Below are 13,224 nucleotides of genomic sequence, written 5' to 3'. Positions count from 1 at the left end.
GGCGCCAGGCACGTCAGGCCCTTCCATTTTTAGGAGTCTGAATGCCGAAGATCCTTGAGTTCGACGAGGGCGCCCGCCGCGCCCTCGAGCGCGGCGTCGACGCGCTGGCGAACGCGGTCAAGGTGACGCTGGGCCCCAAGGGCCGCTACGTCGTCCTCGACAAGAAGTGGGGCGCCCCCACGATCACCAACGACGGCGTCACCGTCGCCCGCGAGGTCGAGCTGGACGACCCGTTCGAGAACCTCGGTGCCCAGCTCACCAAGGAGGTCGCGACCAAGACCAACGACGTCGCCGGTGACGGCACGACGACCGCGACCGTCCTCGCCCAGGCGATGGTGCACGAGGGGCTCCGCGCGGTCGCCGCCGGCGCCAACCCGATGGGCATCAAGCGCGGCATGGACGCCGCGGCCCAGGCCGTCTCCGACGCCCTCCTCGCGACCGCCCGTGAGGTGGAGTCCAAGGAGGACATGGCGTCGGTCGCCACCATCTCCTCGCGCGACAGCGTCATCGGCGACCTGCTCGCCGAGGCCTTCGACAAGGTCGGCAAGGACGGTGTCATCACCGTCGAGGAGTCCAACACCATGGGCACCGAGCTCGACTTCACCGAGGGCATGCAGTTCGACAAGGGCTACCTGTCGGCGTACTTCGTGACCGACCCGGAGCGGATGGAGGCCGTGCTCGACGACCCCTACATCCTGCTGCACCAGGGGAAGATCTCGGCGATCGCCGACCTGCTGCCCCTGCTGGAGAAGGTCATCCAGGCCGGCAAGCCGCTGTTCATCCTCGCCGAGGACGTCGACGGCGAGGCCCTCTCGACCCTGGTCGTCAACAAGATCCGTGGCACGTTCAACGCCGTCGCCGTGAAGAGCCCCGCCTTCGGCGACCGCCGCAAGGCGATGATGCAGGACATCGCGATCCTCACCGGCGGCACGGTCATCGCCCCGGAGGTCGGCCTCAAGCTCGACCAGGTCGGTCTCGACGTGCTGGGCCAGGCCCGCCGCGTCGTGGTCACCAAGGACGCGACCACGATCGTCGACGGCGCCGGTGACGCCGCCGCCGTCGAGGCCCGGGTCAACCAGATCCGCGCCGAGATCGAGACCGCCGACAGCGACTGGGACGAGGAGAAGCTCCAGGAGCGCCTCGCCAAGCTCGCCGGCGGCGTCTGCGTCATCAAGGTCGGCGCCGCCACCGAGGTGGAGCTGAAGGAGAAGAAGCACCGCATCGAGGACGCCGTCTCCGCGACGCGCGCCGCGATCGAGGAGGGCATCGTCCCCGGCGGTGGCTCCGCGCTCATCCACGCGGTCTCCGCCCTGGACAAGGACCTCGGCCTCACCGGCGACGAGGCCGTCGGCGTGCGCATCGTGCGCAAGGCCGCCGACGAGCCGCTGCGCTGGATCGCCGAGAACGGCGGCGAGAACGGCTACGTCGTCACGACCAAGGTGCGCGAGCTCGGCGTCGGCAACGGCTACAACGCCGCGACCGGCGAGTACGGCGACCTCGTCGCCCAGGGCGTCCTCGACCCGGTCAAGGTCACCCGCTCGGCGCTCGTCAACGCCACCTCGATCGCCGCGATGCTGCTGACGACCGAGACGCTGGTCGTCGACAAGCCCGAGGAGGAAGAGGAGACCGCGGCCGCCGGCCACGGTCACGGCCACGGCCACTGACCGGTTCCTCGTCCACCACTGACGGCCGCTCCGCCTCGTGCGGGGCGGCCGTCGTGGTCCCTGACCTACGATCGCCAGCGTGTCCGACGACTATCTCGGGGCGTGGCACGCCTGGCGGCGCGAGCGCGAGGACCGGCTCAGTGCGCCCTACGGCTACCTCGCCATCACCGGGCTGCACTGGCTGACCGCGGAGCCACAGCGCTTCGACGACGTGCCGGGCGACTGGTGGATCGGTGAGGACGGCGTCGAGGTCGCGCTCGGCGACGGCGAGACGCTCGAGGTCGGCGGCCGACCGGTGCGCGGCCGCCACGTGTTCGGCGTCCTCGACAGCACCGGGGTCGAGGCGTCGTACGGCGACGCGGTCGTGGAGATCGCCACCCGTGGCGGCGCGCCCATGCTGCGACCGCGCCACCCCGACCACCCGCTGCGCCTCGCGCACCGCCCGACGCCGACGTACCCGCCGAGCCTGGACTGGGTGCTGGCCGGGCGGTTCCACCCCTACCCCGATGCCGTCGAGCTCGGCGTCGACACCGTGGTGGACGGCTGGGTGCAGGTGGAGCAGGCGGTCGGCGAGGTCGAGTTCACGCTCGCCGGGGAGCAGCGGCGGCTGGTCGCGCTCGCCGACGGCGACGCGCTCTGGATCCTCTTCGCCGACGCCACCTCCGGCGTCACGACGTACGGCGCCGGCCGCCAGCTGACCGTGGCGCGTCCCGGCCCGGACGGCGCCGTGGTCGTCGACTTCAACCGCGCCATCAACCTGCCGTGCGCCTACACGTCGTTCACGACCTGCCCGTTCCCGCCGCCGGCCAACCGGCTCCCGGTGCCCGTCGAGGCGGGGGAGCAGAAGCCGTGAGCGGCCGGCCCGCGCGATCGGGCGAAACATCGACGATCGATTCCCGTGACCCGGATGCGGCATGCTGAGCACCATGCTGTGGAGGGTGCGCGCCAACCTGCCGAACCGCCCGGGTGCGCTGGCGGCGCTCGCGCACGAGTGCGGGAAGGCCGGCGTCAACATCGACGGCGTCCAGGTCTTCCCCGGCCAGGAGCGGGTGACCGACGAGCTCGTCCTCCGCACCTCCGAGGAGTGGCAGGCCGGTGACCTGGTCGCCCTGGTCGAGCGGGCCGGCGCCGACTCGGTCGTCGCCCTGCCGTGCGGCGAGGGGGCGCTGGACGACCAGCCCACCCGCTACGTCCGGGCCGCGAAGAAGGTGCTCGACGAGCCCGAGACGTTCCCCGAGGTGGTCGCCCATCTCTTCGATGCCGACGTCGCGCCCACCGGCGGGGTCGAGGACGTGCTCGAGCTGACCGTCGGCAACGCGGTGGTCCAGATCCGGCGCGCGACCCCCTTCACGCCGACCGAGCGCGAGCGCGGCTCCGCGATGGCCGAACTCGTGACCGACGTGCTGGCCCGCCAGGGGCCGCCGGCGCCGCCGACCTCGGCGGGCGACGTCGAGCCCGAGTACGTCAGCGAGGGCCGCACCGTGTCGGCCCTGGTCAACGGCCTGGTCGCCGGCCGCGGCGACTACGTCGTGGGCGAGGGCGCCGAGCCGTGGCCGGTCGACCTGTGGGTCGACCCCGCCTGGCAGCGCCGGGGCATCGGCACCCGCCTGCTCGCCGAGGTCGTCCGGCGCGCCCGGTCCGCCGGCGCCGACGAGGTCGTGCTGACCGCGCCGGCCGAGACGCGGGCCGTGCTCCCGATGGTGCTCGCGGCCGGCCTGCGCGGCCGGATCCGGATGGCGGGGGAGACGGTCACCATCCGGATCAGCCTGTCGGACCTGCGGGCCTGAGGTCTCGTGACGGCGCCGGGGCGCCTCCTCGACCACCGGGGCGGAGCGGGCGCCTCCTCGGCCACCGGAGTGAGGCGGGCGCGGCCTCGACCTCCGGAGCACACCTCGTGAAAAGATTCACAAAGTCGTGATCCCGGCCTGACGGGGGCCTAACGTCGGGGTCGTGACTCCCGACGTGGTCGCCGACGTCCTCGCGCAGCTCGCTGCCTCGACCGAGCCCGAGGGGCTGATGCCGGCCCGGCAGCAGATGGCCTTGTCGTTGGGGTGGCACATCGTCATCGCCTGCTTCGGCGTGGCGTTCCCGGCGATGATCTTCGTGATGCACCTGCGCGGCATCCGCCGCGACGACCCGGTGGCCCTCGGGCTGGCGCAACGCTGGGCGAAGGCCTCCGCCGTGCTGTTCGCGATCGGCGCGGTCTCGGGCACGGTGCTCAGCTTCGAGATGGGCGTCCTCTGGCCCGGCCTGATGGGGAAGTACGGCGACGTGCTCGGCCTGCCGTTCGCGTTCGAGGGGCTGGCATTCTTCCTCGAGGCGATCTTCCTCGGCATCTACCTCTACGGCTGGGGCCGGATGCCCCCGAAGCGCCACGTGCTGATGGTGCTGCCGATGGCGGCGATGGGCATCTTCGGCGCCTACTGCGTGCTCGCCGTCAACGCCTGGATGAACGTCCCGACCGGTTTCCGGCTGGTCGACGGCGAGGTGACCGACGTCCAGCCCTGGCAGGTGCTCTTCAACCAGCACGCGCTCCTGCAGTTCGCCCACATGTGGCTCGCGGCCTACATGGTGACCGGCTTCGCCGTCGCCGGCGTGTACGCCGTGGGCATGCTGCGCGGGCGCCGCGACGAGCACCACCGGATCGGGTTCCTCGTGCCGTTCGTGTTCGCCAGCGTCGCGGCGGTGTGCCAGCCGTTCATGGGCCACGTCCTCGGCCTGGGGCTCGACGAGCGCCAGCCGTCGAAGCTCGCCGCGTTCGAGCTGGCGCTGGAGGAGGAGAGTCCTGCGCCGTTGCGGCTCGGGGGTGTCCTCGTGGACGGCGAGGTGCGAGGCGCCATCGACATCCCGGCGATCGGCTCGCTGATCGCGATGAACTCCTTCGACGACCCGGTGCCGGGCCTCGACGCGATCCCGGAGGAGGACCGGCCGCCGGTCAACATCGCCCACTGGGCCTTCCAGACCATGGTCGGCATCGGCACGCTGCTGATGGTGGCCGTGCTCTGGTTCTGGTACCAGCGCCGGCGCGGCCGCGACCTGCTCGAGAAGCGCTGGTTCCTCCGCGGAGCCGCAGTAGCGGGCCCGCTGGCCGCGGTCGCGATGGAGGCCGGCTGGATCGCCACGGAGGTGGGTCGGCAGCCCTGGATCGTCTACGGCGTGATGCGCACCGAGGACGCGGCCGGCAGCTACTCGGGACTGTGGTGGTTGCTCGGCGCCACCGTCGTGGTCTACACGGCGATGACGTGGGGCGCGGTCGTCGTACTCCGCTCCATGGCACGGCGCTGGCGGGCCGGCGCCGTGGACCTCCCGAGCCCGTACGCCCCCGAGGTCGTCGCCGGCACGTCGGGGGACGAGCGATGAGCCTCGAGGTCGCGGTCGCGGCCGCCCTGTTCGTCGGCGTCATCGCGTACGCCGTGCTCGGCGGCGCCGACTTCGGGTCGGGGTTCTTCGACCTCACCGCGGGCAGCAGCCGCCGCGGCGCCGAGCTGCGCACCCTGGTCGACCACAGCATCGGCCCGGTGTGGGAGGCCAACCACGTCTGGCTGATCTACGTGCTGGTGATCTGGTGGACCGCCTTCCCCGAGTCGTTCGCGGCGGCGATGACCACCCTCGTCCTGCCACTGCTCCTCGCGCTGCTGGGCATCGTGCTGCGCGGCGCCAGCTTCGCGTTCCGCAAGTTCTCCGAGACGCTCGAGCAGGCGCGGCTCTTCGGCGTCGTCTTCGCGGCGTCGTCGATCATCACGCCGTTCTTCTTCGGGACCATCGCCGGCGCGATCGCATCGGGTCGGGTGCCGCTCGACGGCTCCGGCGACCGCTGGTCGTCGTGGCTCAACCCGACGTCGCTGTTCGGCGGCGTGATCGCGGTCGGCACCTGTGCCTTCCTCGCGGGCACCTTCCTCGTCGCCGACGCCCGGCGCGGTGGCCACGACCGGCTGGCGGAGGAGCTGCGCACCCGCGCCCTCGTGGTCGGCGCGGTCACCGGTGCCGTCGTGTTCGCCGCCCTGTGGCCGATCCACGAGGACGCGTCGACGCTGAGCGACGGCCTCGCGGGCCGGGCCGCCCCGCTCGTCGTGGCCTCCGCCCTCGCCGGAGCCGCGACCCTGGGGCTGCTGTGGACGCGTCGCTACGACGTCGCCAGGTTGACCGCGGTCGCGGCCGTCGCGGCCGTCGTCTCCGGGTGGGGCGTCGGGCAGTACCCGTGGCTGCTCGTCGACGAGGTCACGATCCACGACGCCGCCGGCGCGACCGCCACTCTCCAGGGTCTGCTCGTCGCCGTCGGCCTGGCCGCGGTCGTCGTCGTGCCGCCGCTGGTCTACCTGCTCCGGCTCACGCAGTCGGAGGAGTGGTCGCGGCACTGAGCACCGCTGCCGGCACCGCGATGACCGACTCCGGGCACCTCAGCCGGCGCGCGCGGAGACCAGGCCCGACTGGTAGGCGAGCACGACGAGCTGGGCCCGGTCGCGGGCGCCCAGCTTGGTCATCGCGCGACTGACGTGGGTCTTCGCCGTCATCGGGCTCAGCACCATGCGCTCGGCGATCTCGTCGTTGCTCAGGCCGTGGGCGACGAGGGCGACGACCTCGCGCTCGCGGTTGGTCAGCCGGCCGAGGTCGGCGTCGGGCAGGACGTCGGCCGGGCGGGAGACGAACTCGCTGATGAGGCGGCGGGTCACCGCGGGGGACAACAGGGCGTCGCCGCGCACCGTGACGTGGAGGGCCTGGATCAGCTCCTCCGGCTCGGTGTCCTTCACGACGAAGCCGGACGCGCCGGCGCGGAGCGCGTTGAAGACGTACTCGTCGAGGCCGTAGTTGGTCAGCATCACGACGTGGACGCCGTCGAGACGGTCGTCCCCGGTGATCTGCCGGGTCGCCTCGATCCCGTCCATCTCGGGCATCTGCACGTCCATCAGCACGATGTCCGGTCGCAGCTCGGTCGCGAGGGCGACGCCCTCGACACCGGTGGTGCCCTCGCCGACCACGGTGATGTCGTCCTCGGCGTCGAGGAGGGCGCGGATGCCGGTCCGGATCAGGGACTGGTCGTCGACGAGGACGACGCGGATCACGACGCCTCGCCCAGCGGCAGCTCGGCGTGCACCCGGAAGCCGCGCTCGGGGAGCGGTCCCGCGCTGAGCCGGCCGCCGAGCGCGGTGATGCGCTCGCGCATGCCGACGAGGCCGTAGCCCGGCACGGGCGACGGCGCCGACCCCGCCCCGTCGTCCTCGACCCGGATCGTCAGGACGCGGTCGCCGTACGTGATCTCGACCGAGGCCGTCGCGTCGCCGGCGTGGCGGGTCGTGTTGGTGAGCGCCTCCTGGACGACGCGGTAGGCCGCACGGTCGACGGCTGGGGGGAGCGGGCGCCGCGCGCCGATCACCCGCAGGCTCGCGGGAACCCCCGAGGACCTGACCGAGCCCACGAGTGCCGGGAGGCGGTCGAGGCCGCTGCCGCTGTCGGCGTCGTCGCGGCGGAGCACGTCGAGGGTGTCGCGGAGCTCGCGGACGGCGTCGGTGCTGGCGGCCTGGATCGCGAGGAGGGCCTCCGACGGCTCCTCGCCGTTCTTGCGGGCGAGATGGGCCGCGACGCCCGCCTGGACCTTGATGACCGAGATGCTGTGGGTGAGCGAGTCGTGCAGCTCGCGGGCGATCCGGAGCCGCTCCTCGACGGCGCGGCGGCGGGCCGCCTCGTCCCGGCTCCGCTCGGCGGCCTCGGCGCGCTGCTCGGCCTCGCGCAGCCGGGCGTTCCACTGCTTGAGCGCGACGAAGCCCACCCCCGCCGAGACGAGCCATCCGGCGGCGAAGAGCCGCTGTCGACCAGGGGTCATCCGCATGCCAGGGATCCTAGGTCGCCGCCGGTGCGTGCGCGTCCGCCGAGGGGAGTACGTCGCAGGTACGCCGAGCGCCGTACCCGGGCACCCGGTCGCACCCCACCGGGGCACCAGGAAGAGACGCCGACGGGGCGACGCGCACGGGCCCCCGCTCGAACAGGATCGGCTGCGTCCTGACAGCGACCGAGGGAGACCCCATGAGTGTGCACCTGTCCGACGGATCGACGGCCGTCGCCGTCCGGCCGCGTGGCCCTAAGGAGGTGGCCGCCGCCGTTGCCGGTGCTGCGCGCGACGGGCTGAGGGTCGCCGTGCGCGCCGGCGGGCACGGCCTGATCGACCACGGCGCCGACGAACGCTGCCTCCTCATCGACCTGGCCGACCTCGACGCGTTCGAGGTGCTCGACAGCTCGCGGCGGCTGGTGCGCGTCGGCGCCGGCGCCACCTGGGGGCGCGTGGCCGCCGTGCTCGACCGGCACGGCTGGGCCCTGACGGCGGGCGACACGGCGTCCGTCGGCGTCGGCGGCCTCACCCTGGCGGGCGGGATCGGGTGGCTGGTCCGCAAGCACGGCCTGGCGATCGACCACCTCGTCGCGGCGCGCGTGGTGACCGCCGACGGCCAGCTGGTGATCGCGTCGGAGGACGTGAACCCCGCCCTCTTCTGGGCGCTGCGCGGCGGCGGGGGCAACTTCGGGGTCGTGGTCGACTTCGACTTCGTCGTGCAGCCCGTGGAGAGCGTGCGGTTCGGGTCCGTGACCTACCGGTCCGACGACCCGCGCGGGCTCGTCGCGCGGTGGCGCGACGCGATGCGCGAAGCGCCCGACGAGCTGTCGAGCACCCTCGTCCTGGCGCCCTCGGGTGCGGACGGGCCGACGACGGCGACCGTGCTCCTGTGTCACGCGCCGGACGTCGGCGGGGCGGAGCACGGCCCCGGCGACCCGGTCTTCCCACTCTTCGACCTCGGCCCGGTCGCCAACTGGAACCTGGCCGAGCGGCGATGCTCGGAGATCCTCGAGACCGGGCCTGCCCACCCGCCGGGGCTGCGGCCGGTCGTCCGCAACACTTTGGTCCGGTCCCTCGACGACGAGGTGCTCACGGCGATCGACCGCCTGCACGCGGGGCCGGCGCCGGTCCACATCGCGCTGCGCGCGCTCGGTGGCGCGGTCGCCCGCGTGCCCGCCGACGCCACCGCGTTCGCCCACAGGGACGCCGAGGCGATGGTGCTGTGCGCGGCGATGCAGCCGGCGACGGCGAGCCCGGCGGAGGCCGCCGCCGCACTCGGGTCGTGGCAAGACGTCGCGGCACGCGGCCTCGGCTGCTACGTCGGCCTGCACGGCTCAGCCGGGCCGGACGATCTCGCGGCGGCGTACCCCACCGCGACGCGGGTGCGCCTGTCGGCGGTGAAGCGCGCCTACGACCCCGGCAACCGGTTCCGCCACAACCTCAACGTGCCACCGCTCGTCGAGCGCCCGGGGGCGCGGGGCGGCGGGGCCTGAGACGCGTCACGCCGGGTGGTTGCCGAGCCGCCACCCGCCGAGGGGCAGGTCGAGCGCGGACTGCGGGCCCCACGAGCCCTGCGGGTAGGGCTCGACGGCCGGCGGGTGCGCGAGCACCGGCTGGCAGATCTCCCACAGCCGCTCGACCTCGGCGGCGCTGGTGAACAGGGTGCGGTCGCCGCGCATGACGTCGAGCAGCAGCCGCTCGTAGGCCTCCAGCGGGCCGGCGTCCGGGGCGTCGCACGCGAGGTCGAGCCGGAACACGCCCTCGACGAGCGCCATGTCGGGCCCCGGCCGCTTCGCGCGTACGTCGATGGCGATCCGCGGCTCGTCGCTGAGCTCGATGACCAGCTCGTTGGGCTCGTGCCGGCCGGGCACCGCCGGCTGGAGCCAGCGGTGCCGCGGGTCGGTGAACCGGACCGTGATCGTGCGGCTGCCGGCCGCCAGGGCCTTGCCGGTGCGGAGGTAGAACGGCACGCCGCGCCACCGGTCGTTGTCGATCCACGCCTCGATGGCCACGAACGTCTCCACGTCGGAGTCCTCGGCCACGTCGGGCTCGTCGCGGTAGCCGTCGTACTGCCCGTAGACGACGCGCTCGGGGTCGAGCGGGCGGATCGCCGCGAAGACCGCGGACTTCGCCGCGCGGATCGCGCCCTCGCGGAACGCGTGCGGGTCCTCGATCGCGACGAACCCGAGCAGCTGGCACAGGTGCGTGGTGACCATGTCGCGCAGGCAGCCGGTGCCCTCGTAGAAGCTGCCGCGGCCCTCGACCGTGAGCTTCTCGGGGACGTCGATCTGCACCGACTCGATGCTGTGCCGGTTCCACGCCGGCTCGAACAGGCCGTTGGCGAAGCGGAGCGCGAGGATGTTCTGCACCGCCTCCTTGCCGATGAAGTGGTCGATGCGGAACACCTGGTCCTCGGTGAACACCTCGCCCAGCGTGGCGTCGAGCTGGCGCGCGGACTCGAGGTCGGTGCCGAACGGCTTCTCCGCGACCAGCCGCGCGCGCTCGTCCAGCTGCTCTCGCGCGAACATCCCGACCATGCCGGACACGGCCTGCGGCGGCACCGACAGGTAGAGGAGACGGCGTACGTCGCCGATGGTCACGCCGGCGTCGAGGGCGAGCCGGTCTTCTGCGTCGCGTACGGCGGCCGCGAGCGCCGTACCGTCGTCGGCGGAGGAGGGCACGAACGTGATGCGCTCGAGCAGCCCCTCTGCGACGGGCTCGTCGACGTCGCCGACGAACTCGTCCAGCGCCGCGCGCACGGTGGCGCGGAAGTCGTCGTCGGAGCCGGGCGATCGTCGCCCGCTGCCGATGATCGCGATCTGGGCCGGGAGCCGCTTGGCGAGGGCCAACCGGTAGAGGCCGGGGAACAGCTTGCGGGCCGCGAGATCGCCCGTCGCGCCGAAGAGGACGAGGACGTGCGGAGGAAGGTCGGATTGCACGGCTCCAGCCTGACGGACGGGCGTGAGCAACGCCACCGCTCCGCCCATGATCGCCGGTTCGGAGGAGCGCCGGTCCTGCCCGTAGGATTCCTTCATGGAGGTCCCTGAGAAGTTCGCCGCCCTCGGTCTGACCTACGACGACGTCCTGCTGCTGCCCGGTCATTCCGACCTCGCGCCGGACGAGATCGACACGACCACGCGCCTCACGCGTGAGATCTCGCTGAAGGCGCCGCTCATCAGCGCCGCGATGGACACCGTGACGGAGTCGCGGATGGCGATCGCGATGGCGCGCCAGGGTGGCATCGGCATCCTCCACCGCAACCTGTCGACCGAGGAGCAGGCCTACCAGGTCGACCTGGTCAAGCGCACCCAGACCGGCATCATCTCCAACCCGATCACCATCGGCCCCGACGCGACGCTGGAGGACCTCGACCGGATCTGCGGCGAGTACCGCGTCTCCGGCCTCCCGGTCGTCGACAGCGACAACCGCCTGCTCGGCATCTGCACCAACCGCGACCTGCGCTTCACCCCCGTCGCGGAGTGGGCGACCACCAAGGTCGACGAGGTCATGACGCCGATGCCGCTGATCACCGGCAAGGTCGGCATCAGCCGCGAAGAGGCCAACATGCTGCTGCGCAAGCACAAGCGCGAGCGGCTGCCCCTCGTCGACGACGAGGGCCGCCTCGGCGGGCTGATCACCGTCAAGGACTTCGTGAAGTCCGAGCAGTTCCCGCTCGCGTCCAAGGACGCCGACGGCCGCCTGATGGTCGGCGCCGCGATCGGCTACTTCGGCGACGCGTGGGAGCGGGCCACCACCCTCATCGAGGCCGGCGTCGACGTCCTCGTCGCCGACACCGCCCACGGCCACGTCACGCTGCTGCTCGACATGGTGCGCCGGCTCAAGAACGACCCCGCGACCCAGCACGTGCAGGTCATCGGCGGCAACGTCGCGACCCGGGAAGGCGCGCAGGCGTTCGTCGACGCCGGCGCCGACGCGGTCAAGGTCGGGTTCGGCCCCGGTTCGATCTGCACCACGCGCGTGGTCACCGGCTGCGGCGTACCCCAGGTCACCGCGGTCTACGAGGCCTCCCTCGCGGCGAGGCCCGCGGGCGTCCCGGTCATCGCCGACGGCGGGCTCCAGCAGTCAGGCGACATCGCCAAGGCCATCGTCGCCGGCGCCGAGTCGGTGATGATCGGATCGATGCTCGCGGGCTGCGAGGAGGCGCCGGGCGAGGTGATCTTCCACCAGGGCAAGCAGTACAAGTCCTACCGCGGCATGGGCTCGATGGGCGCCATGTCCTCGCGCGGCAAGAAGTCCTACTCCAAGGACCGCTACTTCCAGGCCGAGGTCACCAGCGACGACAAGATCGTCCCGGAGGGCATCGAGGGCCGCGTCGCCTACAAGGGCCCGTTGTCCAGCGTCGCCCACCAGCTGCTCGGTGGCCTGTCCCAGTCGATGTTCTACGTCGGCGCGCGGACCATCCCCGAGCTCCAGGACAAGGGCCGGTTCATCCGGATCACCTCGGCGTCGCTCAAGGAGAGCCACCCGCACGACATCGAGATGACTGTCGAGGCGCCGAACTACCAGGGTCGTTGACGCTCGGTAGTCTTTGCCGGTGACCGACATCGAGATCGGCCGCGCGAAGCGCGCCCGCCGTGCCTACTCCTTCGACGACATCGCGATCGTGCCGTCCCGGCGCACCCGCGACCCCGAGGAGATCAGCGTCGACTGGCAGATCGACGCCTACCGGTTCTCGGTGCCGATCCTCGCCGCCCCGATGGACTCGGTCATGTCGCCGTCGACCGCCATCGCGTTCGGGCAGTACGGCGGCCTCGGCGTGCTCAACCTCGAGGGCATCTGGACGCGGTACGCCGACCCGGAGCCGCTGCTGGAGGAGGTCGCCGGCCTCCGGGGCGCCGAGGCGACGGCCAAGCTCCAGGAGATCTACGCCGAGCCGATCAAGGCCGAGCTGATCACCGAGCGGCTGCGCCAGATCCGCGCCGCGGGTGTCACCGTCGCCGGCTCGCTGTCTCCGCAGCGCACCAAGGAGTTCGCGAAGACCGTCGTCGACGCGGGCGTCGACATGTTCGTCATCCGCGGCACCACGGTCTCCGCGGAGCACGTCTCGAGCCAGGCCGAGCCGCTGAACCTCAAGGAGTTCATCTACGAGCTCGACGTGCCGGTGATCGTCGGCGGCTGCGCCACCCACCAGGCCGCGCTGCACCTGATGCGCACCGGCGCGGCCGGCGTGCTCGTCGGCTTCGGCGGAGGCTCGGCGCACACCACCCGCACGGTGCTCGGCGTCGCCGTACCCATGGCCTCCGCGGTGGCCGACGTCGCCGCAGCCCGGCGCGACTACCTCGACGAGTCCGGCGGCCGCTACGTCCACGTGATCGCCGACGGCTCGATCGGCAAGTCCGGCGACGTCGCCAAGGCCATCGCCTGCGGCGCCGACGCCGTCATGGTGGGCTCGCCGTTCGCCCGCGCGACCGACGCCCCCGGCCGCGGCTTCCACTGGGGCGCCGAGGCGCACCACGCCGACCTCCCGCGCGGCCAGCGCGTCGAGTTCGACCGGATCGGCACCATCGAGGAGATCCTGTTCGGCCCCTCCCACGTCGCCGACGGCACGATGAACCTCGTCGGCGCGCTGCGCCGCTCGATGGCGACGACGGGCTACACCGAGCTCAAGGAGTTCCAGCGGGTCGAGGTCGTCGCGCAGGTCTGATCCTCACCTCGCCTAGGCCCTTCGGGCCTGGCTCCCGCGCTCGCGCTCAGCGCCCCGAGCTCGTTCCTCGCTGG

The 13,224-nt window shown here is 72.7% G+C and carries 11 protein-coding genes; 8 read left to right on the top strand and 3 right to left on the bottom strand.

Features of this window, described 5'->3' with window-relative positions; genetic code table 11:
* The first annotated feature begins 41 nt into the window (after nt 1-41).
* The 5 genes from groL to HNR19_RS16800 all read left to right on the top strand — a co-directional run bounded on the left by groL (nt 42) and on the right by HNR19_RS16800 (nt 6,022).
* Nucleotides 42-1,664: a chaperonin GroEL gene (gene groL, locus HNR19_RS16820; RefSeq protein ID WP_179668981.1), complete on the top strand. Its 1,623-nt coding sequence runs from the start codon at nt 42-44 to the stop codon at nt 1,662-1,664.
* A gap of 79 nt (nt 1,665-1,743) precedes the next feature.
* Complete coding sequence (locus HNR19_RS23615; protein WP_343047245.1) at nt 1,744-2,517, top strand: DUF1684 domain-containing protein; 774 nt, start codon at nt 1,744-1,746, stop codon at nt 2,515-2,517.
* A gap of 61 nt (nt 2,518-2,578) precedes the next feature.
* A complete protein-coding gene (locus HNR19_RS16810) occupies nt 2,579-3,451 on the top strand; it encodes a GNAT family N-acetyltransferase (RefSeq protein ID WP_179668980.1) in 873 nt (290 codons plus the stop codon).
* 163 nt (nt 3,452-3,614) lie between these two features.
* Entirely contained in the window at nt 3,615-5,024 is a 1,410-nt protein-coding gene (locus tag HNR19_RS16805) for a cytochrome ubiquinol oxidase subunit I (protein WP_343047244.1), read from the top strand.
* Entirely contained in the window at nt 5,021-6,022 is a 1,002-nt protein-coding gene (locus HNR19_RS16800) for a cytochrome d ubiquinol oxidase subunit II (RefSeq protein WP_179668979.1), read from the top strand. Before HNR19_RS16805 ends, HNR19_RS16800 begins: the two co-directional genes overlap by 4 nt.
* A gap of 39 nt (nt 6,023-6,061) precedes the next feature.
* On the opposite strand, the gene HNR19_RS16795 is transcribed toward HNR19_RS16800, so the two are convergent.
* Both HNR19_RS16795 and HNR19_RS16790 read right to left on the bottom strand, forming a co-directional pair.
* Nucleotides 6,062-6,724 carry a response regulator gene (locus tag HNR19_RS16795; protein ID WP_179668978.1) on the bottom strand — a complete coding sequence of 221 codons (663 nt, stop codon included), beginning with the start codon at nt 6,722-6,724 and terminating at the stop codon, nt 6,062-6,064.
* Nucleotides 6,721-7,488 (bottom strand): sensor histidine kinase, encoded by a 768-nt coding sequence (locus HNR19_RS16790; protein WP_179668977.1) that lies wholly within the window; start codon nt 7,486-7,488, stop codon nt 6,721-6,723. Before HNR19_RS16790 ends, HNR19_RS16795 begins: the two co-directional genes overlap by 4 nt.
* A 194-nt stretch (nt 7,489-7,682) precedes the next feature.
* On the opposite strand from HNR19_RS16790, the gene HNR19_RS16785 reads away from it, so the two are divergent.
* Nucleotides 7,683-8,978, top strand: coding sequence for an FAD-binding oxidoreductase (locus tag HNR19_RS16785; RefSeq protein ID WP_179668976.1), 1,296 nt, complete (start codon nt 7,683-7,685; stop codon nt 8,976-8,978).
* Between the two features lie 6 nt (nt 8,979-8,984).
* Here HNR19_RS16785 and zwf read toward each other — a convergent pair whose 3' ends face one another.
* A complete protein-coding gene (zwf, locus tag HNR19_RS16780) occupies nt 8,985-10,424 on the bottom strand; it encodes a glucose-6-phosphate dehydrogenase (RefSeq protein WP_343047243.1) in 1,440 nt (479 codons plus the stop codon).
* Between the two features lie 94 nt (nt 10,425-10,518).
* Between zwf and guaB the strand changes: the two genes are divergently transcribed.
* Nucleotides 10,519-12,021 carry an IMP dehydrogenase gene (gene guaB / locus HNR19_RS16775; RefSeq protein ID WP_179668975.1) on the top strand — a complete coding sequence of 501 codons (1,503 nt, stop codon included), beginning with the start codon at nt 10,519-10,521 and terminating at the stop codon, nt 12,019-12,021.
* 19 nt (nt 12,022-12,040) lie between these two features.
* Nucleotides 12,041-13,150: a GuaB3 family IMP dehydrogenase-related protein gene (locus HNR19_RS16770; RefSeq protein ID WP_179668974.1), complete on the top strand. Its 1,110-nt coding sequence runs from the start codon at nt 12,041-12,043 to the stop codon at nt 13,148-13,150.
* The last annotated feature ends 74 nt before the right edge of the window (nt 13,151-13,224 follow it).

This window comes from Nocardioides thalensis, from assembly GCF_013410655.1.
Classification (GTDB): domain Bacteria; phylum Actinomycetota; class Actinomycetes; order Propionibacteriales; family Nocardioidaceae; genus Nocardioides; species Nocardioides thalensis.
Note: the sequence above shows the minus strand (reverse complement) of the source record. Positions and strands in the feature narration are given on the sequence as shown.

Excerpts from the sequence above, each read along its gene's own strand:
- groL (WP_179668981.1), top strand. The coding sequence starts at position 42 with ATGCCGAAGATCCTTGAGTTCGACGAGGGCGCCCGCCGCGCCCTCGAG.
- HNR19_RS16810 (WP_179668980.1), top strand. The coding sequence starts at position 2,579 with ATGCTGAGCACCATGCTGTGGAGGGTGCGCGCCAACCTGCCGAACCGC.
- HNR19_RS16800 (WP_179668979.1), top strand. The coding sequence starts at position 5,021 with ATGAGCCTCGAGGTCGCGGTCGCGGCCGCCCTGTTCGTCGGCGTCATC.
- HNR19_RS16790 (WP_179668977.1), bottom strand. The coding sequence starts at position 7,488 with ATGCGGATGACCCCTGGTCGACAGCGGCTCTTCGCCGCCGGATGGCTC.
- HNR19_RS16785 (WP_179668976.1), top strand. The coding sequence starts at position 7,683 with ATGAGTGTGCACCTGTCCGACGGATCGACGGCCGTCGCCGTCCGGCCG.
- guaB (WP_179668975.1), top strand. The coding sequence starts at position 10,519 with ATGGAGGTCCCTGAGAAGTTCGCCGCCCTCGGTCTGACCTACGACGAC.